28 protein-coding genes are annotated in these 26,187 nt (G+C 63.9%); 17 read left to right on the forward strand and 11 right to left on the reverse strand.

Going from position 1 to position 26,187, the window contains the following annotated elements:
• Positions 1–41: 41 nt before the first annotated feature.
• Positions 42–1,055: a substrate-binding domain-containing protein gene (locus AC0L3I_RS02285; protein ID WP_473525829.1), complete on the reverse strand. Its 1,014-nt coding sequence runs from the start codon at positions 1,053–1,055 to the stop codon at positions 42–44.
• 201 nt (positions 1,056–1,256) lie between these two features.
• Here AC0L3I_RS02285 and AC0L3I_RS02290 point away from each other — a divergent pair, with 201 nt between their 5' ends.
• From AC0L3I_RS02290 to AC0L3I_RS02315, 6 genes are all read left to right on the forward strand, one after another.
• Positions 1,257–3,665 carry a glucan 1,4-alpha-glucosidase gene (locus AC0L3I_RS02290; protein ID WP_473525830.1) on the forward strand — a complete coding sequence of 803 codons (2,409 nt, stop codon included), beginning with the start codon at positions 1,257–1,259 and terminating at the stop codon, positions 3,663–3,665.
• Positions 3,666–3,698: 33 nt separating this feature from the next.
• The gene (gnd, locus tag AC0L3I_RS02295) at positions 3,699–4,715 is read left to right on the forward strand and encodes a phosphogluconate dehydrogenase (NAD(+)-dependent, decarboxylating) (protein ID WP_473485896.1); all 1,017 of its coding nucleotides are present in this window, start codon (positions 3,699–3,701) and stop codon (positions 4,713–4,715) included.
• Between the two features lie 16 nt (positions 4,716–4,731).
• Positions 4,732–6,108 (forward strand): glucose-6-phosphate dehydrogenase, encoded by a 1,377-nt coding sequence (zwf, locus tag AC0L3I_RS02300; protein WP_473525831.1) that lies wholly within the window; start codon positions 4,732–4,734, stop codon positions 6,106–6,108.
• Positions 6,109–6,125: 17 nt separating this feature from the next.
• A complete protein-coding gene (locus tag AC0L3I_RS02305) occupies positions 6,126–6,830 on the forward strand; it encodes an ROK family protein (protein ID WP_473525832.1) in 705 nt (234 codons plus the stop codon).
• A 147-nt stretch (positions 6,831–6,977) separates the two neighbouring features.
• Entirely contained in the window at positions 6,978–7,439 is a 462-nt protein-coding gene (locus AC0L3I_RS02310) for a Ros/MucR family transcriptional regulator (protein WP_123148847.1), read from the forward strand.
• Positions 7,440–7,712: 273 nt separating this feature from the next.
• Entirely contained in the window at positions 7,713–8,951 is a 1,239-nt protein-coding gene (locus AC0L3I_RS02315; protein ID WP_473525833.1) for an MFS transporter, read from the forward strand.
• 82 nt (positions 8,952–9,033) lie between these two features.
• Here AC0L3I_RS02315 and AC0L3I_RS02320 read toward each other — a convergent pair whose 3' ends face one another.
• Entirely contained in the window at positions 9,034–9,465 is a 432-nt protein-coding gene (locus AC0L3I_RS02320; RefSeq protein ID WP_473525989.1) for a winged helix-turn-helix transcriptional regulator, read from the reverse strand.
• A gap of 89 nt (positions 9,466–9,554) precedes the next feature.
• Here AC0L3I_RS02320 and AC0L3I_RS02325 point away from each other — a divergent pair, with 89 nt between their 5' ends.
• Together AC0L3I_RS02325 and AC0L3I_RS02330 are read left to right on the forward strand one after the other, a co-directional pair.
• Positions 9,555–10,028, forward strand: coding sequence for a hypothetical protein (locus AC0L3I_RS02325; RefSeq protein ID WP_473525834.1), 474 nt, complete (start codon positions 9,555–9,557; stop codon positions 10,026–10,028).
• A 94-nt stretch (positions 10,029–10,122) separates the two neighbouring features.
• Positions 10,123–10,938, forward strand: a complete 816-nt coding sequence (locus tag AC0L3I_RS02330; protein ID WP_473525835.1) for an oxidoreductase — start codon at positions 10,123–10,125, stop codon at positions 10,936–10,938.
• Positions 10,939–11,002: 64 nt separating this feature from the next.
• Here the strand turns inward: AC0L3I_RS02330 and AC0L3I_RS02335 are convergent, their stop codons facing one another.
• The 6 genes from AC0L3I_RS02335 to hemC form a co-directional block, all read right to left on the reverse strand.
• Positions 11,003–11,719, reverse strand: coding sequence for a glutamine amidotransferase (locus tag AC0L3I_RS02335; RefSeq protein ID WP_473525836.1), 717 nt, complete (start codon positions 11,717–11,719; stop codon positions 11,003–11,005).
• An 11-nt stretch (positions 11,720–11,730) separates the two neighbouring features.
• A complete protein-coding gene (locus AC0L3I_RS02340) occupies positions 11,731–12,210 on the reverse strand; it encodes a tellurite resistance TerB family protein (RefSeq protein WP_123148843.1) in 480 nt (159 codons plus the stop codon).
• A gap of 45 nt (positions 12,211–12,255) precedes the next feature.
• Complete coding sequence (locus AC0L3I_RS02345) at positions 12,256–13,836, reverse strand: heme biosynthesis HemY N-terminal domain-containing protein (protein ID WP_473525837.1); 1,581 nt, start codon at positions 13,834–13,836, stop codon at positions 12,256–12,258.
• Between the two features lie 10 nt (positions 13,837–13,846).
• Positions 13,847–15,331 carry a COG4223 family protein gene (locus tag AC0L3I_RS02350; RefSeq protein ID WP_473525838.1) on the reverse strand — a complete coding sequence of 495 codons (1,485 nt, stop codon included), beginning with the start codon at positions 15,329–15,331 and terminating at the stop codon, positions 13,847–13,849.
• Between the two features lie 91 nt (positions 15,332–15,422).
• Positions 15,423–16,139 (reverse strand): uroporphyrinogen-III synthase, encoded by a 717-nt coding sequence (locus AC0L3I_RS02355; protein ID WP_473525839.1) that lies wholly within the window; start codon positions 16,137–16,139, stop codon positions 15,423–15,425.
• 1 nt (position 16,140) lies between these two features.
• Complete coding sequence (gene hemC, locus AC0L3I_RS02360) at positions 16,141–17,067, reverse strand: hydroxymethylbilane synthase (RefSeq protein ID WP_473525840.1); 927 nt, start codon at positions 17,065–17,067, stop codon at positions 16,141–16,143.
• A gap of 104 nt (positions 17,068–17,171) precedes the next feature.
• Here hemC and tsaD point away from each other — a divergent pair, with 104 nt between their 5' ends.
• The 6 genes from tsaD to AC0L3I_RS02390 all read left to right on the forward strand — a co-directional run bounded on the left by tsaD (position 17,172) and on the right by AC0L3I_RS02390 (position 21,348).
• The gene (gene tsaD, locus AC0L3I_RS02365) at positions 17,172–18,257 is read left to right on the forward strand and encodes a tRNA (adenosine(37)-N6)-threonylcarbamoyltransferase complex transferase subunit TsaD (RefSeq protein WP_473525990.1); all 1,086 of its coding nucleotides are present in this window, start codon (positions 17,172–17,174) and stop codon (positions 18,255–18,257) included.
• Complete coding sequence (locus tag AC0L3I_RS02370) at positions 18,254–19,264, forward strand: NAD(P)H-dependent glycerol-3-phosphate dehydrogenase (RefSeq protein WP_473485907.1); 1,011 nt, start codon at positions 18,254–18,256, stop codon at positions 19,262–19,264. Before tsaD ends, AC0L3I_RS02370 begins: the two co-directional genes overlap by 4 nt.
• Positions 19,265–19,289: 25 nt before the next feature.
• Positions 19,290–19,586: a YciI-like protein gene (locus tag AC0L3I_RS02375; protein ID WP_473525841.1), complete on the forward strand. Its 297-nt coding sequence runs from the start codon at positions 19,290–19,292 to the stop codon at positions 19,584–19,586.
• Between the two features lie 127 nt (positions 19,587–19,713).
• Positions 19,714–20,139, forward strand: coding sequence for an EVE domain-containing protein (locus AC0L3I_RS02380; RefSeq protein ID WP_473525842.1), 426 nt, complete (start codon positions 19,714–19,716; stop codon positions 20,137–20,139).
• A gap of 53 nt (positions 20,140–20,192) precedes the next feature.
• Positions 20,193–20,792 (forward strand): class I SAM-dependent methyltransferase, encoded by a 600-nt coding sequence (locus AC0L3I_RS02385; protein ID WP_473525991.1) that lies wholly within the window; start codon positions 20,193–20,195, stop codon positions 20,790–20,792.
• 148 nt (positions 20,793–20,940) lie between these two features.
• Positions 20,941–21,348: a DUF1761 domain-containing protein gene (locus AC0L3I_RS02390; RefSeq protein WP_473525992.1), complete on the forward strand. Its 408-nt coding sequence runs from the start codon at positions 20,941–20,943 to the stop codon at positions 21,346–21,348.
• Between the two features lie 52 nt (positions 21,349–21,400).
• Here AC0L3I_RS02390 and gcvA read toward each other — a convergent pair whose 3' ends face one another.
• A complete protein-coding gene (gcvA, locus tag AC0L3I_RS02395; protein ID WP_473525843.1) occupies positions 21,401–22,351 on the reverse strand; it encodes a transcriptional regulator GcvA in 951 nt (316 codons plus the stop codon).
• 163 nt (positions 22,352–22,514) lie between these two features.
• Here gcvA and AC0L3I_RS02400 point away from each other — a divergent pair, with 163 nt between their 5' ends.
• Positions 22,515–22,751: a hypothetical protein gene (locus tag AC0L3I_RS02400; protein WP_473525844.1), complete on the forward strand. Its 237-nt coding sequence runs from the start codon at positions 22,515–22,517 to the stop codon at positions 22,749–22,751.
• Positions 22,752–22,865: 114 nt separating this feature from the next.
• On the opposite strand, the gene AC0L3I_RS02405 is transcribed toward AC0L3I_RS02400, so the two are convergent.
• Positions 22,866–23,462, reverse strand: a complete 597-nt coding sequence (locus AC0L3I_RS02405; protein WP_473525845.1) for a L,D-transpeptidase family protein — start codon at positions 23,460–23,462, stop codon at positions 22,866–22,868.
• A gap of 84 nt (positions 23,463–23,546) precedes the next feature.
• Between AC0L3I_RS02405 and AC0L3I_RS02410 the strand changes: the two genes are divergently transcribed.
• Together AC0L3I_RS02410 and AC0L3I_RS02415 are read left to right on the forward strand one after the other, a co-directional pair.
• Positions 23,547–24,230: a response regulator transcription factor gene (locus AC0L3I_RS02410; RefSeq protein ID WP_029349304.1), complete on the forward strand. Its 684-nt coding sequence runs from the start codon at positions 23,547–23,549 to the stop codon at positions 24,228–24,230.
• 230 nt (positions 24,231–24,460) lie between these two features.
• Positions 24,461–24,916 (forward strand): cyclic nucleotide-binding domain-containing protein, encoded by a 456-nt coding sequence (locus AC0L3I_RS02415; protein ID WP_473485910.1) that lies wholly within the window; start codon positions 24,461–24,463, stop codon positions 24,914–24,916.
• A 241-nt stretch (positions 24,917–25,157) separates the two neighbouring features.
• Here the strand turns inward: AC0L3I_RS02415 and AC0L3I_RS02420 are convergent, their stop codons facing one another.
• Entirely contained in the window at positions 25,158–25,964 is an 807-nt protein-coding gene (locus tag AC0L3I_RS02420; RefSeq protein WP_473485911.1) for an exodeoxyribonuclease III, read from the reverse strand.
• Positions 25,965–26,187: the final 223 nt, after the last annotated feature.

The following is a 26,187-nucleotide window of genomic DNA, read 5'->3' on the forward strand; positions in this document are numbered from 1 at the left end:
AGCGATATCCAGTTGGCGATGCAGTTGGCAACGTGCCACGCTCACTTGATGTTGGCTTTGATCGCCGCGATGGCGTCTTCCTGCGTGTATTCGTGGCTGGCGACACCACCCTTGGGGATTTTCGGCAGCGCAGCCTCGAAATCGTCCTGGGTGAAGGCGAGGTAGGGCACCAAGAGATCATGCGGGACGTCAGTGCGGCCGTCGAGCACCTGCTGCGCCACCCAGAAGGCCAGCGACGATACGCCCGGCGCGATGGACGCCGACCAGGTCTGGTAGCCGTCCTTGTCCTTCTGTTCCTTCCACCATTGCAGCTCGTCCTGACGGTTGCCCATGATGATGGTCGGACGCGGCTTGCCGGCTGCGGCGAAGGCTTGCGCCGCGCCATAGCCGTCGCCGCCCTGATCGACGACGCCGACGATTTCCGGCAGCGATGGCAGGATCGTCGCGACCGCCTTCTGTGCTGTGGTCTGATCCCAGTCGCCGGTTACCGAACCGACGATCTTGAACTCGGGATGAGCGGCGACGCCCTCCAGAATTCCGGCATGGATGGCGTCATCGATCGAGGTGCCGGCAAGGCCGCGGATTTCCAGCAGATTGCCGCCCTTAGGCTGGAATTTGGCCATCTGCTCGAGTTCCTGCCTGCCCATGTCCTTGAAGTCGACGACCACGCGGTAGGCGCAGGGCTCGGTGACGATGCCGTCGAAGGAGACGACGACGATGCCGGCGTCGCAGGCCTGCTTGATGGCGCCGTTGAGTGCGTCCGGCGAGGCGGCGTTGATGACGATCGCATCATAGCCTTGCAGGATCAGGTTCTGGACCTGGGCTGCCTGGGTCGGCACTTCCTTGTCGGCCGTCGTGAAAATGTCCGCGGCTGCGACCACCCCGTCGGCGACCGCCTTCTTGGTGACGATGCCATAGCTGTCGAGCATCGCCTGTCGCCACGAATTGCCGGCATAATTGTTGGAAAAGGCGATCTTCTTGTCGCTGGTGTCGGCAAACGCGGTGCCTGACGCGAGCATCGCCGCAAGGGCACTCAAGACGAGTATCTTCTTCATATGTTATCCTCCCATGGATTGCTGGTCGTTGTTGGCTGCTGGTGGCTGTTATGACGACCCTCGTTTCAATATTGTCAGACAAATTTAGAAGGGCGCACTTGTCAACAGCGATCGGTGACGGTTTGACGATCAACTTGCGGTGCAATGATTGAAAAGGCTTCGGCTCCTGGTCTAGGGGTGGGGCAGGAGACCGAAATCGAGATGGCAGCGACGCCGACTGATGCGCTGGGCGCACCCGGAATTCCGGCGCGCTGGACGTCAAGCGCCAAGAGCGGGGTCGGAACCGCGCTGTCTCCGGCCTGCCCTATCTGGTTCACGATCAGCCACGGCATTCTCAACGAGGTCTATTATCCCGGCCTCGACAGCGCCTGCACCCGAGACATGGGGCTGGTCGTCACCGGCCCCGGCGGTTATTTCTCGGAAGAGAAGCGCGATGCCGTGCACAGCGTTGAGCCGTTCGAGGATGGAGTGCCCGCCTACGGACTGGTCAACACCGCCGCCGATGGCACCTACCGGGTCGAAAAGTGCATCGTTACGGATCCGGAACGTCCCGCTTTGCTGCAGGAAATCAGCTTCACGCTGCTGAGAGGTGCGGTGGCCGACCACCGTGTCTACGCACTGCTGGCGCCGCATCTGGTCAACGCCGGCATGGCCAACACCGCCTGGGTCGCCGACTACGAGGGAAAGCCTGTCCTGTTTGCATCGGGACGTGGCGTCTGCCTGGCGCTCGCCTCGTCGCTGCCCTGGGGAGCATGCTCTGCCGGCTATGTCGGTGTCTCCGACGGCTGGCAGCAGCTCCGTCGCGGCGGCCGGCTCGACCCGGCCTGCCGCAGGGCCGAGGACGGCAATGTCGCGCTGACCGGCGAGATCGGCTTTTCGGCTGCGAACCAGAAGGCGTTGCTGGCGCTGGGTTTCGGAACGACGCCGCAGGAGGCGGCGGAAAATGCCTCGGCCAGCCTGAAGTGGAGTTTTGAGCCCGCGGCCAAATCGTATGTCGAGAAATGGCGGGATTGGCAGGCTAGCTTGCTGCCGTTGGACCGGCATATAGCAGGGATAAACACCTATCGCGTCAGCACGGCGGTTCTGGCGACACACCGCTCATCCACCGGAGCGGCCGTCGCCAGCCTGTCGATTCCCTGGGGCTTCAGCATGGGCGACGACGATCTCGGCGGCTATCATCTGGTCTGGCCGCGCGACCTGGTCGAAACCGCGGGCGGCTTCCTCGCCGCCGGCGATCCGGCGCAAGCGCTTGAGATCCTCGCCTATCTCCGCTCGATCCAGCAGCCGGATGGGCATTGGCCGCAGAACGCCTGGCTCGACGGATCAGCCTATTGGCCGGGCATCCAGATGGACGAATGCGCGTTTCCACTGCTGCTCGCAGACGCGCTGCGCCGGGCTGGGCATCTGGCAGACGCCGCGTTGCGCTCCTTCATGCCGATGGTTGAGCGCGCCGCTTCCTACGTCGTGCGCAACGGTCCGGTCACCGGCGAAGACCGCTGGGAAGAGGATGCCGGCTACAGCCCGTTCACGCTGGCCGTCGAGGTCGCCGCTCTGCTGGCCGCGGCCGACATGTTCGAAACTTGCGGCAAAGCAGAGCCGGCAAATTATCTGCGGGAAACCGCCGATGTCTGGAACGACCAGATCGAGCGCTGGACCTATGTCACCGGCACTCCACTCGGCGAAGAGGTCGGTGTCAAAGGCTATTACGTCCGCATCGCTCCGCCCGACACCGCCGGTGCGGCCTCGCCGAAGGATGGTTATGTGCCGATCAAGAACCGGCCGCCCGGCGACGCGGACCGGCCGGCCGAGGCGATCGTCAGCCCGGATGCGCTGGCGCTCGTCCGCTTCGGCCTCAGGGCCGCCGACGATCCGCGCATCGTCGACACGGTCAAGGTCATCGACGCGCGGCTGCGCTGCGACCTGCCGCAGGGGCCTGTCTGGTATCGCTATACCGGCGACGGCTATGGCGAGCACGCCGACGGCGCGCCCTTCGATGGAACCGGCCAGGGCCGGCCCTGGCCGCTGCTGGTCGGCGAGCGCGCCCACTACGAACTGGCGGCTGGGCGCAAGGACAAAGCGGCGAGCCTGCTCGAGACGTTCGAAGCCTCAGCCGGGCCTGGCGGCCTGCTGCCCGAGCAGGTCTGGGATGGTCCCGACATGCCGGAACGCGAACTGCGGCACGGTGGACCGACGGGCAGCGCCATGCCGCTGGTCTGGGCGCATTCGGAGCATATCAAGCTGCTGCGTTCGCTCAGCGACGGCGCGGTCTTCGACATGCCGCCGCAAGGCGTGAAGCGCTACATCGAGGACAGGACCGTGGCGCCGCGCCGGACATGGCGCTTCAACCACAAGCTCCGCACCATGCCCGCTGGCAAGATGCTGCGCCTCGAGCTGCTGGCCCGGGCGGTGGTGCATTGGAGCAGCGACGGTTGGGCAACCGTCCATGATGCCGAGACGACCGAGAATGCCTTCGGCATCCATCTCACGGACCTGCCCGTTGCCGATATTCCACCGGGCAATACGATCGTCTTTACTTTTTTCTGGCCCGATGCCGGCTGTTGGGAGAAGGTCGACTTTTCCATCGGTATCGACAAGCTGGATAACCAATAGATCTTCTATCCCTCAACAACCAGGACGAGAAACATGCAGATCGGAATGATGGGACTGGGCAGGATGGGCGCCAACATGGTGCGGCGCCTGCTGCGCGATGGCCACGAATGCGTGGTCTACGACATCAACCCGGCCAGCGTCGCCGCCCTTGTGACGGCTGGCGCGATCGGAGCGGCTTCGATGGAGGAGTTCGTCGGCAAGCTGACCAAGCCGCGCAGCGCCTGGCTAATGCTGCCGGCGGCGATCACCAGCCGGATCGTCGACCAGGTGGCCGACCTGATGGAGCCGGGCGACATCATCATCGACGGCGGCAATTCCTATTATCACGAGGCTGTCGACCATGCAGCGCGCCTGGCATTGAAAGGCCTGAACTACGTCGATGTCGGCACCAGCGGCGGAGTCTGGGGCCTCGAGCGCGGCTATTGCCTGATGATCGGCGGCCCCGACAGCGCGGTCCAGCATCTCGATCCGGTCTTCGCCACCCTGGCGCCGGGCGCCGACGCCGGGGTGCCCGCCCCTGGGAAGGATGCAGGAACTGCCCCCTTCGGCTATCTCCACTGCGGACCGAGCGGCGCCGGCCATTTCGTCAAGATGGTCCACAACGGCATCGAGTACGGTGTCATGGCCGCCTATGCCGAGGGCATGAACATCCTGAGGTCGGCGAATGCAGGCAAGGGACAGCGGACGGCCGACGCTGAAACCAGTCCATTGGAAAACCCTCAATACTACCAGTTCGACATCGATATCGCCCAGGTTGCCGAGGTCTGGCGGCATGGCAGCGTCATCGGCTCATGGCTGCTCGATCTGACGGCCGGCGCGTTGAAGGCCGACTCGGCCCTGACGCAGTTTGGCGGACGGGTTTCGGATTCCGGCGAAGGCCGCTGGACGCTGAAGGCGGCGATCGACACCGGCGTGCCGGCGCCGGTTCTGTCCTCGGCCCTGTTCGACCGGTTCTCCTCGCAAGGCGAATCCGAATTCGCCGACAAGCTGCTGTCCGCCATGCGCTACGCCTTCGGTGGCCATGTCGAAAAGCCGAAGACCGGCTCGTGACAGGGAAGGCACGCTCATGAACCAGGAACGGTCCGACACGCTGGTGCTTTTCGGGGCGACCGGTGACCTCGCCCACAAAAAGATCTTCCCGGCACTTTACACCATGGTCGCCAAGGGAACGCTGACCGAGCCGGTGGTCGGCGTCGCTTTCGACGCCTGGGACCTGAAGCAGTTGCAGGCGCGCGCCCGCGACGGCATCGTCAAGGCCATCGGCAAGGTCGACGAAAAGATCTTCGCGAAACTAGCCTCGCTGCTTCGCTATGTCAGCGGCGACTACCGTAGCGCCGCGACATTCGAGAAGCTGAAAAGCGCGCTCGGAACCGCGCAGCACCCGCTGCACTATCTCGCGGTGCCGCCGACCATGTTCGAGACGGTCATCCAGGGGCTGGAACAGTCGGGCGCGGCCCAGGGCGCGCGCCTGATGGTGGAAAAGCCTTTCGGCCACAATCTGCAATCGGCGCGCTGGCTGAACCGGGTCCTGCACCTGGTGTTCGACGAACAGTCGATCTTTCGCATCGACCATTATCTCGGCAAGGAGGCGATTCAGAACCTGCTCTATTTCCGCTTCGCCAATTCCTTCCTCGAGCCGATCTGGAATCGCAATTTCGTCGAGAGCGTCCAGATCACCATGGCCGAGAATTTCGGTGTCGAGGGCCGTGGCCGCTTCTACGACGAGGTCGGCTGCATCCGCGACGTCATCGAGAACCACCTGCTCAACATCCTGCTGCTGCTTGCCATGGAGCCGCCCGTTGGTCGCTCGGCCGACGATCTGATCGACGAGAAGGTACAGGTGCTGCGGGCGATCCGGACGCTGACCAAAGACGATGTCGTGCGCGGCCAATTCAAAGGCTATCTCAGCGAGCCGGGCGTCGCGCCAAACTCGCCGGTCGAGACGTTCGCGGCGGTGCGGTTTTTCGTCGACACCTGGCGCTGGCAGGACGTGCCCTTCTTCATCCGCGCCGGCAAATCAATGCCGGTGCACGCCACCGAGGTCATTGTCCGGCTGAAGCGGCCGCCGCTCGACGTCTTCGACCCGATCAAACCGGGCGACGCAAACTATGTGCGCTTCCGCATTGACCCACAGGTAGCGATCTCGATTGGCGCCCAACGCAAAGCCGCCGGTGACGATATGATCGGCGAGCAGGTCGATCTCACCGCGCTCGACGACAGCAAGGGCGACATGCCGCCCTATGAGCGGCTGATCGGCGACGCCATGAACGGCAACGGCCAGTTGTTCACCCGCCAGGACGCCAGCGAACTCGCCTGGCGGATCGTCGGCCCGGTGCTTGGCGACACCACGCCGCCGCAGCTTTATGAGCCGGGGACATGGGGTCCTGCCGATGCGATGGCCGGATTCGGACCACCAAACGGCTGGATCAATCCGGCGAAATGATCTCGAGAGGCGACGCAATGGCCAAAACGGCGAAGAAGTCGGCACCGGATAGCGAAAACATCGTGCTTGCGATCGATATTGGCGGCTCCCACGTCAAGATCCTCACCAGCGCCGGCGGCGAGGAGCGCAGGGCCGATTCCGGACCCGGCCTGACGCCGCAGCAGATGATCGCGGCCGTGCAGACGCTCGCCGATGGCTTGCCTTACGACGTCGTCTCGATGGGTTATCCCGGCCCGGTGCATTACAACAGGCCGCTGACCGACCCCGCCAATCTCGGCAAGGGCTGGGTCGGATGCAACTTTGCAACGCAGTTCGGTAAACCGGTGAAAATCGTCAATGACGCGCTGATGCAGGCAGTCGGCAGCTATGAAGGCGGGCGCATGCTGTTCCTGGGTCTGGGAACAGGCCTGGGTGCTGCGATGATCGTTGACAACGTCGCCCAGCCGATGGAACTCGCGCATCTTCCCTACAAGAAGGGCGGCAGCTTCGAGGACTATGTCGGCGAACGCGGTCTTGAAAAGCGCGGCAAGAAGAAGTGGCGCAAACACGTCTTCGACGTCGTCGAGCGGCTGCGCGCCGCCATGCAGCCTGACTATGTGGTCATCGGCGGCGGCAATGTCGACGAGTTAGACGAATTGCCTGCCGGTTGCAGGCGCGGCGACAACACACGCGCCTTCGAAGGGGGATTTCGACTGTGGCGCGACAAATCCCTGATTATCTGATATTATAATGGTTTGGGATCAGACCTGTTGATCTGGCCCGGGCGTTAGTATTGTTATTCAAAATAATGTGTGGCGTGGTGCGGCGTCATTGCGTTACGCAGATTTGCCGACTAGGAATTCTGCGACCCCACTAACGGAGAAAATAGATTGACCGACGACAGCAACAAGGCCCGCAAGGACATCGACCTTCTCGAGCTGACCGCTCACATCGTGTCCGCTTACGTCGAGAAGAACCGCTTGCCCGCTTCCGGCCTCGGCGATCTCATCGCCAGCGTCAGCGCGTCGATAAGTGGACTCGGACAACCCGCCGCTCCGGTGGCAGCGCCGCTGATCCCCGCCGTCAATCCTAAGAAATCGGTGACGCCGGACTACATCATCTGCCTCGAAGACGGCAAGAAGTTCAAATCCCTGAAGCGCCATATCGGCGTTCATTTCGGGCTGACGCCGGATGCCTACCGCGCCAAATGGGGCTTGCCTGCCGACTATCCGATGGTTGCCCCCAATTATGCGGCCTCGCGCTCGCAACTGGCGAAGGCGATCGGCCTTGGCCGCAAGGCCGCCCCGCCGGCGCCGGTCAAGAAGGCCAGGAAGCCCAAAGCCACGGTCTGACACGTCGTTCGAAGCCCGGCAAACGCAAGCTTCAAAGATTGGCGAGTCAGAGAGGGCGCGAAGGAACTCGACCTGCGCGCCCAATAGCCTCTCCCCCTCCGCCGAGCGCGTTTGCCCCCATGCAATTAGCATGGTAGCCCGGAAATCCTCGATCCAGAGCCGATTTTTGCGCGCGCCCCGCACCGAACTGCGCTAAAAGCGCTGTGGTTGGACCAGCGCCCTTCGTGGAAGAGCCCCGCCGGCCGATACACAATCTCGTCGGGGCCATTCACAATGACAGCCGAACAGACATCGCCCGACCGGCGCTATGCCGCCTTCCGCCACAAACCCTTCCTGAGTTATTGGGCGGCACGCTTCCTCTCCACATTCGCCACCCAGATCGTATCCGTCGCCGTCGGCTGGCAGGTGTACGACCTGACCCGCGATCCATTCGATCTCGGCCTTGTCGGCATTGTCCAATTCTTGCCTTCGCTGCTGCTGGTGTTGGTCACCGGGGTGGTCGCCGACCGTTTCGGCCGCCGCCTGATCATGGCGCTGACCGCACTGCTGGAGGCGATCTGCGCGTTGGCGCTGCTGCTGCTGACGCTGCGCGGCCTTAGCGGGCCGGGGTTGATCTTCGGCGTGCTCGCCATGTTCGGCATCGCGCGCGCCTTCTTCGGACCGGCGGCAGCGTCGCTGTTCGCCAACCTCGTGCCACCTGAGGATTTCGGCAACGCGATCGCCTGGAATTCGTCAGCCTGGCAGACGGCGACCGTCGTCGGACCGGTCGCCGGTGGCTTGCTCTACGGGCTTTCGGCGGAAGCGGCATACGGCACCGCAGCCGTTCTGATGTTTGTCGCCGCGATGCTGGTCTTTACTATCCCGAAGCCTGCCCAGCGCAGCGAAACCGACAGGCCGACGATGCAGACCCTGTTTGCCGGCTTCGGCTATATCTGGAGCGAAAAGATCGTGCTCGGCGCCATTTCGCTCGATTTGTTCGCCGTGCTTTTGTCCGGCGCCACGGCACTGCTACCGGTCTACGCGCGCGACATCCTCGAACTCGGCCCATGGGGTCTGGGACTGTTGCGCTCGGCACCGGGCATCGGCGCCATCTGCGTTGCCATCTGGCTGGCCGGACATCCGATCCGCAACCATGCCGGCGTGGTCATGCTCGGCTTCGTCGCGCTGTTCGGCGCCTCTACCGTGCTGTTCGGCCTCTCCACCATCACCTGGCTGTCGATCGCAGCGCTCGCCTTGCTCGGCGCCACTGATATGTTCAGCGTCTACATCAGAGAGACGCTGATCCAGCTGTGGACGCCGGACCAGGTGCGCGGCCGCGTCAACGCCGTCAATCAGGTTTTCGTCGGCGCCTCCAACGAGCTCGGCGAATTTCGCGCCGGCACCATGGCGGCATTGATCGGCACCGTGCCCGCGGTGGTGATCGGCGGCGTCGGGGCAGTCGTTGTCGCCGGGCTGTGGGCGGTGCTGTTCCCGCAACTGCGCAAGGTGCGCCACCTCAACGGGCGAAACTGATCCAGGGCATACTGATCCAGGCGCGGCCCGCGAACTCCGAATGACCCCGCCACGTCTCAGCACTCATCGATCGGGAAGGATGCTATTCGGGTGTAGCAACGCGAATCGCGCGGGTGCCGATCTTTGCCCCTGTGACGGCATCCACGGCCACCGGCTCGATTTCTGCTCCTGTCTCAGCGTCGATGTATCGCGCCAACCTGCCTTCGCCACGGTACTGGCGTCCCCACGCACCCAGTAAGATCAGCACCGGCAAGAAATCGCGTCCGGCGGCGGTCAGCACGTACTCATCGCGCGGAGGCCGCTCCGAGTAGCGTCGCTTTTCCAGAAGTCCCTCCTCCGTCAGCGTCGCCAGCCGCCGGGTCAGGATGGTTGGGGCGATGCCCAGACTTTTCCGGAATTCGTCGAAGCGGGTGAGGCCCAGGCTCGCGTCGCGAAGGATCAACATGCTCCACGCATCGCCGACGCAGGTCAGGCCGCGGGCGATCGGGCAAGAGGCATCGCAAAGATTTTTCATGTTCATATCATTTTGATAGTGACTTCATATCGAAATGATAGTAACATCCTTTTGAAATGCAATCCAGCACAAAGAAAGGAGTGAATTCCATGAACAGGACCAACCTTGGCGTCCCCCATCCGGAACGCAACCGTCAGCGCGTGCAATCGGCACATCATGTCGCCGCGGGCCAGCCGAAATCGGCATCATCCAAACGGAGCGTCGCAATGATCAACCTCATCGGTGGCGTGGCGGCATTCTTCCTGGCCGCGTCTCCGTTGCATGCCGGCGAGCTGTCGGTCATGGCCGGGGAGAGTATCGATCTCGGCGGTTTTCGCGGCGTGTTGCACTACACCGACGAAAATGACGGCTATCGGGTGATCGCAACGATAGCCGATGGTGAGGCCGGGCTCCCGGTGCGCTTCTCGGCCACGCTCGCCGAAGGACAGTCGGCTACGATATCCGTGCCGCGGAAATTGGGCGAACCTGAGCAAAGCCTCGAGATTTCGCGCGCCGGCGACAAACTTACCGTCACCGAGTTGGGGTCGGTGTCCAACCAGCGAACTGGGGCCCTTGCCGAGTAATGCCGCTCATCGGATCGCCGGGGCGTGCGCCACATCTCCATTTGGCGCGCATGCCTGCAGCCGCCAATCCAACACAAAGAAAGAAGTGATTTCCATGAACAAGACCAATCCTGGCGTCGCCCTGGTGACAGGGGCATCCACCGGCATCGGGCGCGCAACGGCCATTGCTTTGCAAACCGCCGGCTTTCGCGTGTTCGGCACCAGCCGTCGCGCGGTCGCCGAACGATCCGACGGCGTTACCATGCTGACCTGCGACGTCACCGATGACGCGTCGGTGGCGAAACTGGTCGATGACGTGTTGGCCGAGGCCGGGCGTATCGACCTGCTCGTCAACAATGCCGGCATCGGCCTGCTCGGCGGCGCAGAGGAGTCCTCGACCACTCAGGCTCGGGCGCTGTTCGACGTGAACGTCTTCGGCGTACTCCGCGTGACCAACGCGGTCCTGCCGACAATGCGCCGTCAAGGAACCGGCAGGATCGTCAATTTGAGTTCAGTATTGGGGTTAATCCCAGCACCCTATTCCGCGCTCTATGCGTCGACCAAACATGCCATCGAAGGTTATTCCGAATCGCTCGACCACGAACTGCGCCCTTTCGGAATTCGCGTCGTGCTGGTCGAGCCCGCCTATACCCGGACGTCGTTTGAGGAAAATCTCGCCAGGCCGGACCAGTTGCTTGATATCTATGACGCTGCGCGCGCTGGCATGGATGTGATCCTGCGCAAAGCGATCGAAACAGGCGATGCTCCCGAAATCGTAGCCGAGACGGTCTTGAAGGCTGCGACCGATCCCGCTCCGAAGAGGCGCTATGCGGCGGGAAAAATGGCGCGCCAGGTCAGTTTCCTGCGCCGTTTCGTCCCGGCATCCGCATTCGACAAGAGCCTGCGAAAGCAGAACGGGCTGCCGGTCTGACGTCGACATCGACGTCCTGCTTCGGTCGAACCGGCAGGCCACAGCAGACTGCTGTCGCACGACATCAGGACAGTGCGGGCTTGCCGAAAATCGTCTGCAGGAATTCGCCGAGCCAGCGTTTGAGATGCATGTCCCAGATCAGCCGGCCGCCGAGATGGTCGCGGCCGGGCTGCGCGCCGGGCAACTCGAAGCGATGCGCGCCGCGAACGACCCAGCGCTGCATCATCGCCCTGGTCAGTTCGCCATGGAACTGGATGCCCCAGGCATTGTCGCCATAACGAAAGGCCTGGTTGGGATAGGTTTCGGCCGTCGCCAGCAGCGTCGCGTCCCGCGGCAGCGAAAAACCTTCGCGGTGAAACTGGTAAACCATGTCAGGCCAGTGCATCAGCTTCTTGCCATCCTCGGTCGCCTTCAGCGGATACCAGCCGATCTCAACCAGCCCCTCGCCATGACCCTCGACCTTGCCGCCAAGATGGTTGACCAGCATCTGCGCGCCGAGGCAGATGCCAAGCAATGGCCGGTTTTCCCTGAGTGGAACTTTCAGCCAGTCGGTCTCGCGGCGGACGAAATCGTCCTCGTCATTGGCGCTCATCGGTCCGCCGAACACCACGGTTCCGGCGTGACCGTCCAGTGTTTCCGGCAAGGTGTCGCCGAGCGGCGGGCAGCGGAGATCGAGGTCGAAGCCTTCTTCGATAAGCATGTGGCCGACGCGCCCGGGGCTCGAACTCTCCTGATGCAGCACGATCAGGATTTTTGGTCTCGGCCTCGGCATGGATGGCATCGGGATCCCGTCTATTCGTCGCTCGACGTTCCAGTGGCGCCCGGCGCTTCGGCGGCCGCCTTGCGGCGTGCCTCGACGCGGTCATGGCGTTCGACATCCATCAGCTCGGCGACCCGCCAGACGATATTGTCCTCGAGTTCGTGCAATTCGCCATCGGCATAGACGATCTCCCACATCAGGCCGATGAAGGCTTTTCGCGCGTCTGGATCGAGCTGGCGCTTCAACACGCTGGTGAAGGCGTAGAGGTCGATTGCCTCATTGTCGGCCCGCTCGCCGGCAGCGGCAAGCGCGTCGAGTTCGTCGCCGCTGATCGAATAGCTTTCCGCCAGAACTGCCTTGAACCGCTCCCATTCGGCATCCTGACGCACGCCGTCGGCACTCATCACATGGTAGAGAAGGGCGGAAGCGGCAACGCGCGGATCATCGGCGTCGTTGCGGGCGCTGCCAGCTGCCGGCAGGTCCTTCAGAAACGACAGAACGCGTTCGAACATGTGATTCTTACTTCCCATCGGCCAAAACTAGCAAGCTCAGCCAAATCAGAACAATCGAAATTTGCGTGGTGATTTTTGGTCTTCGTCGTCCGGATCGACGCCGGGGTCGTCGGGCAGCCGGGCCAGTTCCTCCGCCGGTTCGACAGCTTCGGCATCCGGCGCGCTGACCGGCGTAACATCGTCTTCGCCGCTTTCCGATCCCGTCGCGGTGGTCGGTTTTTCCGACGAAACAGCGGGGTTCAGCTCGATGACATTTTCCTTTGCCGGCTTGATGGGCGCCGCAATGGTCGGCACCGCGGCGTCCGGCGCGTCCTCGTCACTGTCGATGAGCTGGCCGAGCCGCTCCATCGGCGCCCGCCATTCGAAGGCGTCGAGCTTGCCTGTGATCGGCGACACCGGCGCCCAGCGTTCGGAGAGGACGCCGTCGGCAACCCAGGCCGGATCGCGCGGTGCACGCACTGCCTTGGACAAAAGCTGCCGCACCTTACCCTGATCGCCGGTCTCGGCCTCCTCGATGTCGGCCAGAAGCAGATAGGCGCCTTCGCGGCGATCCATGCGAATGGCCGCCTCGACCTCTTTACGGGCGATTGAAAAGTCCTGCGCGTCGAGCGCGGCGCGCGCCACCGCCAGCGAGGATTCGGCGTGGTTCTTCTTCATCTCCTGCAGCTTCTTCGCCCGGTTCAGGCGGTCGAGCACGGCATCGCCCGGCCGGGCGTGTGTGTAAAGCTCGGCGATCTCCGGATGCGGCTCGGCTTTCCACGCCGCTTCGAGTATCTTCGCGCCCTTGCGCACGTCATTCTGCCTGAACAGCAGTTTGGCTGCGACGACCGCCGCCGGGGCGAAATCCGGCCGCAGCCGGTTGGCCTCGAGAGCAGCGGTTTTGGCGGCATTGGGATCGCTGTCGATCAGCGACTGCGCCTTTGCGGTGAGCAGCACGGCGCGACGCCGGTTGGCGGCGTCGCGCTCGATCTGGCGCGTCGATTTCTGCGCGTCGACCAGTTTCAGCGCGCCGTCCCAGTCGCCGCGCCCGGTCAGGTCTTCCAGCGTCGATTCGGCGGCCCAGGCCAGTTGCGGCGCCATCACCGCGGCACGGCCGGCATAGTGCCGCGCAGCGTTGCGATCACCGAGGCGCTCGGCCTCGAGATAAAGCCCGCGCAGGCCGAGCAGCCGCATTTCCGGATCGTCGAGCATGGTCTCGAACTTTTCGCGCGCACCCTCGTGGTCGCCTTCCAGCAGCGAAGCTTGCGCCTCCAGCAGATGGATCAGCGGCTCCTGGTCGGAGCGGATCAGCTTTGCCGCTTCCTTGGTCTTCTTGCGGGCGAGCGCTCCGTCACCGGCGCCGGCGGCGATCATGCCGGTCGACAGTGCCTGATAGCCACGATCGCGACGGCGCACGCGGAAATAACGCGAGATGGTGTAGGGACTGTTCCACAGCGCCTTGAGCAGCCACCAGACGATCATCACCGCGGCAACCACGGCGACAACCGCCACCGCCGCCACCATCAGGCTGACCTGGTACTGATAGCCGCTGAAGGTGACGACCATCTCGCCCGGCCGGTCGGCCAACCAGGCGAAACCCAGGCCGAGCGCGAAAACGACGGCGAGGAAAAGCAGAATGCGAATCATCGGGTTTTCCTCACGCCTTCATCGCACCTGATATCAGCGCGTCGACCTGCTTCTCGACCTCGGTCCGCGCCTTCAATTTGCCGACAAAATCGGCGCCGGCAGCCTTCACCGCCTCGGGCAGCGTATCGTATTCGCTGAGCGCCTTGGCGTAGTCGCCTTGGTTGACCGCCACCTCCATGCGGGCGACGGTTTCCGGAGCACCAGCGCCTTCGACGGCACCGATCGGCCTGACCTTGACCAGCGATTCGGCGCTCGACAGCAGGCTTTGCAGGAAGCCGGCATTCTGGTCGACGGGCTCGGAGGCAGCGACCATGGCATTGGCGGCGGCAGGCATTTCGGCGGCGATCTCCGCACGGATCGGAACGCCCTTTTCGGCGTAGGCACGTAAGCCTGCGATCTCTGGAGCATCCGGCGAAATCGCCGCAAAGGTTTCGAGTTCGGCGGCGAATGGCGCACCGCGGTCGAGGGCTGCCTTCAGCGCCGATGCGGCGATGGCGAGCGCAACCTTCGGCTGCCCGGCCTGTGCTTCGACCTTGCCGGAAAGCTGCGCCACCGACTGTTCCAGCGCTGCAAGCCGGCGGTCCTGTGCCGTCGCCGTCTCACCGGCGGATTTTACCGCCGCGTCGAGCCCGGCCAGCCTTTCGTTGAACGGCCCGAGATCGACCGGCGCCGTATTGCCGGCCTGGCCAAGCGCAGCGACCGCCGTCTCGATCTGCCTGACCTTGTCGCCAAGCGCTGCAAGCCCGGCAGTGTCGCCTGCTCCGCCCTGCGCGACCGCCGATTTCAGCGCCGCGACATCCGTCTTGACCTGATCCAGCGCCGACGCCAGCCCGTCCACCTTGGCCGACGCATCACTGTTGCCGGCTGTGTCCTTGAGCCCGGCGATCTCGCTCTTCAGCGAAGCGATTTCGCCATTGACGCCATCGAGCGACACGCCGCCCGAGGAGACATCGCCAGCTCCTGGCGCGCCGAGCAGGCCCGCAAACTGCAGCCCTCCGGCGGCAGCGAGCGCGATGACGCCGCCGATAATGCCGGCAGCGATGCCGTTGATGCCGCCACGCTTCGGCTGCGCTGCCATGTCTTCATTCCCTATCTGGGTTTCTTTCGGCGCTTCATCGGTCCCGCTGCCGGTCTTGGCGGATGCGTCGTCGAAACTGTAGTCGAAGGCCCGGTTCGCCGATGCCTCCGAGCCGGCCGGATAAGTCGGTTTGGGTCCTTCGGGACCTTTGGCGCCGCCCTCTGCCGGCTCTTCCGAGCCGGCCGGCGGGGCCGCGTCGGCATGTTCCCACGGCTCGATGTCGGTCTGATCGGCATGCACGGGTTCTTCAGGCGCTTCCGGCTGCGACGCGTTTGCCGCTTCCTCCGCCTTCGCCTCGTCGGTCCGCCCGTTGGCGGCATCCTCGTCGGCAACGCGCGAGACAGCGCCCGGTTCGAGCTCGATGGTCACCGGCTCGCGACGGCTTTTCGAATGCCGCATCTTCGGCGTCTTGACCATGCTTGGGCTCCGCAAAATTCGCTTCGGGATGGTTCAGAAAGGGTCTAGCACATCACCAAGCGGTGAAAAGGGGCGGCGTGATGACACGGGGTCAACGCCACGTCCGCAAAAGCTCCAGCAGTGCCTCCTCGTTGGGCTCCGGCGCAACGCGGAGCTTTTCTGAGGCGACAGTTTCCAAGGCTGCGGCAATACGACCGGACAGCGCGAAAAACCATGTCTCTTCAAAAAGATCGCGCAGCGCCGGCCGTTCGGTCAGGGCCTGCATCGCTGCCCCCGCCTTGGCCGAATAGAGCAGCACCGCTTCAGCCGGCTGGCCGGACAGGCGCGCAAGGATTGCAGCGTCCGAATAGCTTGGCGCAACGGTGTCGTAGGTCTCGATGGCGCGGACGTGGACATCCGCGGCCTTCAGCCGCGCCTCGAACGCCGGAAACCGTACGCGTCCGCACAGATAGATGATCGTCTTTGCCATGAAGCCGCCGGCAAGCGCATCGGCCAGCGCCTCGGCATCGCCGGGGCCTTCGCTGACGGACAGGAATCCCGCCATGCGGGCCGATTCCGCTGTCCGTCTGCCGACTGCATGGCAGGGCAAGGCGGCCAGCGCCGCGATGATTTCCTTCGGCGCATGGCGCACAGCATTGGCGCTGGTGACCGCAACGGCGGCGGCACTGATTGCGATCCCGTCCGCATCGACCGGCAGAGCCACCGTTTCGGTCAATGGCAGCAGGATCGGCTGATAGCCCTGGTCTCGCAGCCGCTGTGCCGTGCGCGAGGCGCCCGGTTCCGGCCTCGTCACCAGGACGCGAACCATGTCAGGCCCAGCCGTCGAAGAATTTTTCGCCGGCCTTTGCCCGCACGGTCCTGGCCGCGTGTTCGCCGATGCGGGCGGCATCCTGCGCCGGGCCTTCCCCCCTGACCTCATGGGATTGCCTGCCGTCCGGCGAGATGATCAGCCCGGCGAAGAAAACCGTTCCGCCCGATATCGTCGCATGGCCGGCGATTGGCGTGCGGCACGACCCGTCGAGCGCCGCAAGGAAGGCGCGTTCGCAGGCCAGCGCCTGCCCGGTCGGCACGTCGTGGATTGCCGTCAGCATCTTTTCCACATCGCGATCGCCGATGCGGCTTTCGATGCAGATCGCGCCTTGCCCAGGCGCCGGCGGAAAGCTGTCGAGCGGCATCAGGTCGGTGACGACATTTTCGAGCCCGAGCCGCCTCAGCCCGGCATAGGCGAGGATGGTACCGTCGGCGACGCCCTCGTCGAGCTTGCGCAGCCGTGTCTGCACATTGCCGCGGAACATCACCACCTCGAGGTCCGGCCGCATCCGCCGGATCAGTGCCTGGCGCCTGAGCGACGACGAGCCGACCTTCGCGCCGTGCGGCAATCCGGCGATCGTTTTCGCCGCCTTGCCGACGAAAGCATCGCGGGCATCCTCGCGCGGCAGGAAGGCGGCCAGTTCCAGCCCGTCGGGCAACACCGTCGGCATGTCCTTCGACGAATGCACTGCGATATCGATGCGGCGCGCCAGCAGCGCGTCCTCGATCTCCTTGGTGAACAGCCCCTTGCCGCCGGCTTCCGCCAGCGGCCGGTCCTGGATGCGGTCGCCGCTGGTCGAGATGACGACCACCTCGAACGCCTCAACCGGCATGCCGTGCGCCGCCATCAGCCGCGCCTGCGTTTCATGCGCCTGCGCCAGCGCCAGCGGGCTGCCGCGTGTTCCGATTTTCAAGGTTGTTTGCATGGCGCGCCGTCCGTGATAACCCCCGGCAGATTGAGGCCGTTTTCCCGGCTTTCTCCTAACGGGGAAAGGCTGGTTGCACAATCTCTAGGGATGGCGACGAATTGATCCGCGTTCTGGGCATTGAGACGAGTTGCGACGAGACCGCCGCCAGCGTGGTAGCGCTGGACGCCGGCGGCGCACCCAAAATCCTGTCAGATATCGTGCTCAGCCAGATCGAGGAGCATGCCGCCTTTGGCGGCGTCGTGCCGGAAATCGCCGCGCGCGCCCATGTCGAGGCGCTGGACGGCATCATCGAGGCAGCGCTCGCCGATTCGGGCGTCGAACTCGCCGACATCGACGCAATCGCCGCGACTGCCGGCCCCGGCCTGGTCGGCGGGCTGATCGTCGGGCTGATGACGGCGAAAGCCATTGCCGCGGCCGCAAACAAGCCGCTGATCGCAATCAACCACCTCGAAGGCCATGCGCTGACCGCGCGGCTGACCGACGGGCTCGACTTTCCCTACCTGTTGCTGCTGGTTTCCGGCGGTCACACGCAGATCGTCGCGGTGCGCGGCGTCGGCGACTACCAGCGCTGGGCGACAACCATCGACGATGCGCTCGGCGAAGCCTTCGACAAGACGGCCAAGATGCTCGGCCTGCCCTATCCCGGTGGACCGAACGTCGAGAAGGCGGCGGCGACCGGCGACGCCACGCGCTTCGCCTTCCCGCGGCCGATGAAAGGCTCGGCGCAGCCCGATTTCTCCTTTTCCGGGCTGAAGACCGCCGTGCGCCAGGCGGCGACAGCCATCGCCCCATTGAGCGACCAGGACGTCGCCGACATCTGCGCCTCGTTCCAGGCGGCGGTGGCGGATGCGCTGGACGATCGTGTTGCGAGGGCGCTGAACCGATTCCGTCAGGAATTTCCAGGCGAACTGAAGCCTGCGCTCGTTGTTGCCGGCGGCGTCGCCGCCAACCGGACGATCAAGACGACGCTCGAAGCCCTGTGCGAGAAAGCCGGCTTTGCTTTTGTCGCGCCGCCGCTCAAACTCTGCACCGACAATGCCGCGATGATCGCCTGGGCCGGCATCGAACGGCTGCGCGCCGGCATCGCGGGTGAAAACGCCGCCGATTTCGTGCCGCGCTCGCGCTGGCCGCTGGATAGCATCTCTGCCCCGATGGTCGGTTCGGGCCGGCGTGGGGCCAAGGCATGACCGGCAGCGAGCACAAGGCGCCAAGCGGCTGGCGCATTGCCGTGCTCGGCGGCGGTGCCTGGGGCACGGCGCTGGCGCTGGCCATGTTGCGAGCCGGTCATTTCGTCCGCCTCTATGCGCGCGACCCGGAGACCGTCGCCGCGATCGACCGTGGCGAAAATCCGCGCTATCTGCCGGGCATCGCGCTCCAGGCCGGCATCGTGGCGACAAACGACATCGAGGCCGCGCTCGACGGCGCCGACTGCGTGCTGGCGGTGGCGCCGGCGCAGTCACTGCGCGCCATGCTGACCACAGCGAAAACCCATATGCCCAAAGACGTCCCGCTGGTCCTCTGCGCCAAGGGCATCGAGCGTGACACCGGCGCTTTGCTGTCGGCGATCGTCGACGAGATCCTGCCTAAAAATCCGGTCGCCGCCCTCTCCGGCCCGAGCTTCGCCACCGACGTCGCCAGGGGTCTGCCGACGGCCGTGGTGGTCGCCGCCCGCAACGAGGGTCTGGCGGCCGATCTTGCCGCCCGCTTCTCGGCGCAGAACCTGCGCTGCTATTCGAGCGACGATCTCATCGGCGTCGAGATCGGCGGTGCGCTGAAGAACGTCTTCGCCATTGCCGCCGGCGCGGTCACCGGCGCTGGGCTCGGCGCCAGCGCCCAGGCCGCCATGGTGACGCGAGGCTTTGTCGAATTGCGCCGCATCGGTGCTGCCTTCGGCGCCAGGCCCGAAACGCTGATGGGGCTTTCCGGCCTCGGCGATCTGCTGCTGACCTGCTCGTCCGCCCAGTCGCGCAATTTCGCCTACGGGCTGGCGCTGGGGCAAGGCAAGCCGCTTGCCGGGCTGCGCTTGGCCGAAGGCGTGCCGACGGCGGCGATCGCCGCCCGCATCGCCACCGAACGCAAGATCGACGCGCCGATCATCGCCGCCGTCGCCGCCATACTGGACGGCACGATCACCATCCGGCAGGCTGTGTCGGCGCTGATGACAAGGCCGCTGAAGACCGAAAGCGACGTGTAACCTCGAACGATCCGGAGATGGAAAGATGCTGTTTGCGTTGATTTGCAAGGACAAGCCGGGAAGCCTGCAGGTGCGGCTCGATACGCGGCCCGAGCATGTTGCCTTCCTGGAAGGATTGAACGGCGAGAAGGAGCTGGCCTTCGCCGGTCCGTTCCTCGACGCCGACGGCAAGCCGAACGGCAGCCTCGTCGTGGTCGAGGCGCCCGATCTGGCCGCGGCAGAGGCGCTATCGGCAGCAGACCCCTACGCCAAGGCCGGGCTGTTCGAAAGCGTCGAAATCCGGCAATGGAATTGGACCTTCAACAAGCCGGCGAGCGCATGACCCCGAAAATCGGAATCGATTTTCGGAAAGGATCATGCGCAAAATCAAAGTGCCACAGCGTCCTTTGCGCGTCTGAAAGACGCGCGGCGCTGTAGCTGATTTCCAGCCGCCGGGAGGAGCAAAAACGATGAACTACTGGCTGTTCAAATCCGAACCCTCGGTCTTCTCCTTCGAGGACCTCAAGGCGAAGGGCAAGGCCGGCACGCAGTGGGACGGCGTGCGCAACTATGCGGCGCGCAACAACATGAACGCGATGCAGATCGGCGATCTCGGCTTCTTCTATCACTCCAACGACGGGCTCGATGTGGTCGGCATCGTCGAGGTCTGCGCGCTGGCCCATCAGGACACCACTACTGACGATCCGCGCTGGGAATGCGTCGATATCCGCGCCGTCAAGGATGTGCCGAAGCCGGTGACGCTGGAGCAGGTCAAGGCCAATCCCAAGCTTGCCGAGATGGCACTGGTCCGGCTCGGACGGCTTTCCGTACAGCCGGTGACGCCGGCCGAATGGAAAGAGGTCTGCCGCATGGGCGGCCTGACTACGGCTCCGTGACGGCGCTGACGCCAAACAGCGCGAAAAGCTTCATCCTCGACAACACGGCGCTGATGGCGCCGCCGCATGTGCCGGAGATCCTGCTGCATCTGGCCGACGAAGCGCATGATCTGTGGCAGCGGACCGAGGACGAACTGGCCGAAATCGGGCTGCCGCCGCCTTTCTGGGCCTTCGCCTGGGCCGGCGGTCAAGGCCTTGCCCGCTACATCCTCGACAATCCGGCTGATGTGCAGGGCAAGCGCGTGCTCGACTTTGCCTCCGGTTCCGGCCTTGTCGCCATTGCGGCGGCGAAGGCCGGCGCGGCAGAGGTGATCGCCGCCGACATCGACCCGTTCTGCGCGACCGCGATCCGCCTCAACGCCGAGGCCAATGATGTCGGGATAAAGTTCCTCGGCTCGGACAGCATCGGAACCGATGCGGGCTGGGATGTGGTTCTGGCCGGCGACGTCTTCTACGACAAATCCTTCGCCGACAGGCTGATGCCATGGTTCGCTACGCTGAAGGCGCGCGGCGCCGACATCCTGGTTGGCGATCCCGGCCGCTCCTATCTGCCGAAGACCGGGCTGGAACCGCTTGCCGTCTACGAAGTGGCGGTAACCCGGGCGCTGGAAGACGCCCTGGTCAAGCGCACGACCGTCTGGCGGTTTGCTTGACGGCACCGCCGAACAGGCGTTCCATCACGCATCGATTTTGAGAATACGCATGTCGTTGTCCCCAAAACCGCTGGGCACCCCCGGTTCGGGCCCGGGGACATGCTTTTGGGCGACATGCTTCCGGGGAGGGAATCATGGATTTTCAGCGGTGAACTGGCTGGCGGTGATCGTCGCCGCCGTGGTAGCGTGGTTGTTCGGCGCTGCATGGTACATGGGCTTGAGCAAGCCATGGCTCAAGGCCGCCAAGCTTGATCCGGCGACCATGAGTAAATCGCCGCTGCCCTTCGTCATCAGCTTCGTCGCGGAAATTGTCATGGCGCTCGTCATGTCCCTGATCGTCGGAGCGATGACCGGTGGCGAACCGAGCCTCGTTGCCGGGCTCGTCTTCGGCTTCGTTCTCTGGCTGGGATTCGTCGCCACGACGCTATCCGTCAATCATCGCTACGAAGGTTTCGGCTGGGATCTGACCATCATCGACTGCGGCCACTGGCTTGGCGTGCTGCTGATCATCGGCGCGGTGATCGGCTGGTTCGGCGCGGCGGACGTCGCCGGCTGACCCTGCCGCCCGGAAATAGGTCGACGACCGCCGGCTGATCACTCAGAGCGACCTAAAGCTCATCCAAGCTTCGGTGCGTCGGGTCCGGCTGCGGGTTGTGAACTTCGTTCAGGAGCCAATCCCTGAACGCCACGATCCTGGGGTCGTTGGCCGAGGCGATGGGATAGACCAGATGATAGGCGAAGTCGGGCGGAACCTTGATGCCAAGTTCGAAGGGCCGGATCAGCCGGCCCTCGGAAAGGTCGTTTGCCACCATGGCAAAATCGGCGAGTGCGACGGCATTGCCGTCGAGCGCGGCCTGTACGGCGTCGGTCGAGGTGTTGAACACGATTGTCCGGCTGTCGTCGAAATCGTCGACGCCGGCCGCCGCCATCCACATCCGCCAATTCGGCCAGGTCACGCCTTGTCGCGCCCACTCGATATGGGCGAGCGTGTGATGGAAGAGATCGCGTGGCTCGCGCAGCGGGGGGCCAGAGGCCAGCAGGCTGGGGCTGCACACAGGTATGATGACATTTTCGAACAGCCGGTGGGTGCAAAGGCCCGGATATTTTCCCGCGCCGAATCGGATGCCGACATCGACGTCGTCCAGGTCGAAATCGCGCAATTCGGAGGCAATGTCGAAGCGGAGCTCGATGCCCGGCCGCTGCTTGCGAAAATCATCGACGCGCCGCATAAGCCATTTTGTCGCGAACTGGGCGTCGAGGGTCACTTTCAGCAGCGCCGTTCCGCGCGCCATCTTGTGCGCCCGTGAGACGGCCCGGCCAAGCAGGTCGAGCGCGTCGGTCGAAGCCTCGAACAGCACCGCGCCCGCCTCCGTCAGCCGAATCGTGCGGCTGGTGCGCGTGAACAGCACGATGCCGAGCTGATCCTCGATTTCCTTGATCTGGTGGCTGACCGCGGCCGGCGTCAGGCCGAGCTCGTCTGCGGCGCGGGTGAAATTGAGGTGCCGGGCCGCCGCCTCCAGCGTCCTCAGTGCACGGGTTCCGGGCAGCAGGCGAGCCATCAGAGTAGGACGAGAAGAGGCCGGTCGAGCATTTCCAATCCTCAAACAAAACTTGAAGATGTAGAGAAAACTACTCGTTTCTCGTTTTAATTTCAATCCGTCATGATGTGACCATCGAACAAACATCAAACCGGATTTGATATCCGGAGAAGCGGATTGCACCATGTCTCACATTGCCTTGAGCTCTGAAACCATCCGCCCGGCCTGGCTGCGCGCGGTGTTTGATTGGTTCCGCCATGCAAAAATCGCGATCAACCTCCCGCATGAGAACGTCGAGGATCTTGCGGACCGCCAATTGCGCGACATCGGCGCCGAACGCAAGGATGTCGCGCACGTGATGGACCGGGAACTCGGCCGGTTGGGTCTGCTCGACATCGGCTGGCAGAGGCCGCGGACGTAGGGGAGTAGGGGAGTAGGGGAGTAGGGGAGTAGGGGAGCTAAGCGGCGCGTCTGCGCAATCCTGCTGACACTTTCTTACTGCCCTATTCCCCTACTGCCCTACTGCCCTACTTCCCTACCTCACCACCCTCATCACCGTGCGGTCCGACAGCAGCGGCAGCAGCCGGGCCATCGTGCGCGCCGTCACCGCGACGCAGCCTTGCGTCGGCGTGAAGCCGGGGCGCGCCAGATGAAAGAAGATGGCGCTGCCGCGCCCGCGGCGGCGCGGCGAAATGTTCCAGTCGAGCACCAGGCAGGCGTCATAAAGCCGGTCGGCGCGCAGCATCCGCTCGTGGCTGGCGCCATACGGAATCTTGACCGGACGGTTGTAGTTGCGGTCCTCAGGCACTTCGCACCAGCCGAGATCGGGACCGATCGGCGTCAGCGCCAGTCGGGTATTGCGGCCGCCGGAGAAATGATCGTTACGGAAATATCCCGACAGGATCCGCATCGAACCAAGCGGCGTGGCGCCATCGCCTTCGCGTTTGCCGGCTGATATGCCGCCGCGCCCCAGCGCACATGAAAACACCAGTTTGCCGGCCTGCAGGAGCCCCTGGCTGGCGTGGCCGGGCCTGGCACGCACCGTGAGAACACGAAGCCCTTTTCGCAAAAATGCGCTCGCCTCATTGCACGCGCGTTTTTTCTTGTATGATCGTGCCACGGAACAAATCATTGTGATCGGCTGTTGTGCCGGTCAGCTTCCGCATAAATAGGCAGCGGTCAACTGAATTTTCTTTTCAAAACAACGGATTGATCCATGACTTCACGCACCATTCTGATCGTCGATGACGATGACGACCTGCGCGGCACGCTCGTTGAGCAATTGTCTCTCTATGAGGAATTCGATGTCCTGCAGGAATCAACCGCCGCCAAAGGCGTCGCCACGGCCCGCGGCGGCCTCATCGATCTGCTCATCATGGATGTCGGCCTGCCCGACATGGATGGCCGGGAGGCGGTGAAGATACTACGCAAGGGCGGCTACAAGTCGCCCATCATTATGCTGACGGGACACGACACCGATTCCGACACGATTCTCGGCCTCGAAGCCGGCGCCAACGACTATGTGACCAAGCCGTTCCGCTTCGCGGTTCTCTTGGCCCGCATCCGTGCCCAGCTTCGCCAGCATGAGCAGAGCGAAGACGCCACCTTTTCGGTCGGCCCCTACACTTTCAAGCCCAGCCAGAAGCTTCTGATCGACCAGCGCGGCGCCAAGGTGCGGTTGACCGAAAAGGAAGCCTCGATCATCAAGTATCTCTATCGCGCCGACCAGAAGGTGGTGACGCGCGACGTGCTGCTCGAGGAGGTCTGGGGCTACAATTCCGGCGTCACCACGCACACGCTGGAAACCCATGTCTATCGGCTGCGCCAGAAGATCGAGCGCGATCCTTCCAATGCAGAAATTCTTGTGACAGAAAGCGGCGGCTACAAGCTGGTTCCTTAAACATTTAATCATTCAATCAGCGGTCGGGGCAGGGGCCGCTTTCGGGGTACGATCCTGAGACTGGAGGTGGTTCTGGATCGAACTCGCTGACGCATCGGCCCAAAAATCGGGTTCGATTTTTGGAAAGCACGGTGGGTCAAGTTCAAAGCGTTCGAGCGTCCTTTGCGCGTCGAAAGGAGGCTCGGCGCTCTAAGGGAGGGATTGGACTGGCCGTTCGGGGACATAGCTAGATGGCGTTGGATGACGACATCCGCATCCTGTCCGCCGTGAGGCTCTTCGAGGGCTTCACGCAGGAACAGTTGCGTCTGCTCGCCTTTGGCGCGGAAACCACCAGCCTGCAGGCCGACCACAAGCTTTACCGCGAGGACGACGAGGCCGATTGTGCCTATATCGTGGTCAGTGGGCGCATCGTCCTCTATCGCGAGCAGGATGGCGCCCGCGTGCCGATAGGAACGGCCGGCCCCGGTACCATGCTGAGCGAACTGGCGCTGATCGCCGACACCAACCGGCTGACCAGCGCATCCGCCGAAATCGATTCGGAAGTGCTGCGGCTCAGCCGCAAGATGTTTCGCCGCATTCTGGAGGAGTATCCAGAGGTCGCGGTCCATCTGCACCAGCGTATCTCGGAGGATTTTCAGGCATTGATCCGCCGCATCGAGAAACTGGCGCCGCGTTTCGACAACTGAACCGGATGCTTTTCAACTCGCACTCGCAACCAACAGACCGTGAAAGCCAATCGGATCAGGGCGGCAAGGGTTGAGGTGTGTCGAGATTCAGATCAGGCCGAGCCGGAGTCGAAGACGGGCGCGAAGCGACCAGAATGGGTGGGGTCCGAGAACCGGAGCGGAGCGTACTTTTGGGTACGTGAGCACCGGAAGCGCAGGAGACCACCATTCGCAGGCCGGCCTGATCTGAATATCGATACACCTAATCCAGGTCGAACCGCGCGATCACCGGCACATGGTCCGAAGGCCGTTCCCAGCCGCGCGCCGGCCGCAGGATTTCGTAGCCGGCAAAGCTCGGCACCAGGTTTGGCGACGACCAGACATGGTCGAGCCGCCGGCCGCGATCCGACGCTTCCCAATCCTGCGCGCGATAGCTCCACCAGGTGTAGAGCTTCTGCTCATAAGGCACGTTGAGCCGCATCAGGTCGACCCAGTTGCCGGCGAGCCGCATCGCCTCGAAACTTTCCGTCTCGACCGGCGTATGGCTGACCACTTTCAGGAGCTGCTTGTGCGACCAGACATCGTGCTCGAGCGGCGCGATGTTGAGGTCGCCGACCAGGATCGAGCCGGACATTTCGTCGTGCTCGGCACGGATGGCGTTCATTTCGGCGACGAAATCCAGCTTGTGCCTGAACTTGCGGTTGATCTCCGGATCGGGCTCGTCGCCGCCGGCCGGCACATAGAAATTGTGCAGCAGGATCGCCTTGCCGCCGGCCCGCACGGTGACCGACAGATGCCGGCAGTCCTCGATCTCGCAGAAGCGGCGCTTTTCGACCACTTCGAGCGGCCGGCGCGCCACCGTCGCCACGCCGTGATAGCCCTTCTGGCCGTGGAACACGATGTGCTCGTAGCCGAGCTTGCGAAAGGCCGCCTCGGGAAACAGCTCGTCGGGAACTTTGGTTTCCTGCAGGCAGAGCACGTCCGGTGCCTGTTCGACAAGCAGGCGTTCGACGAGCGGCATGCGCAGGCGGACGGAATTGATGTTCCAGGTAGCGATGGAAAAGGGCATGTTTGGGATTCCGGGACAGCGCAAGGTCCGCCAGATGGCTCCGACGGAAAGTCAATCCCGGAAACTACTGCCAGCCGCGCACCGCAAAAACAAGCCGGGCGCGCGCGCAGCGCGGCCCCGGGGGGGGCCACGGTTGGGGGAGATTAATGTAAGGGCGCGGAGCGGAAGGTGGGTTGGGGGCAACCGCGCGGGGCGGGATTAAATTTAGTGAGGACCCGAAGCG

The organism is Mesorhizobium sp. WSM4840 (assembly GCF_055811755.1).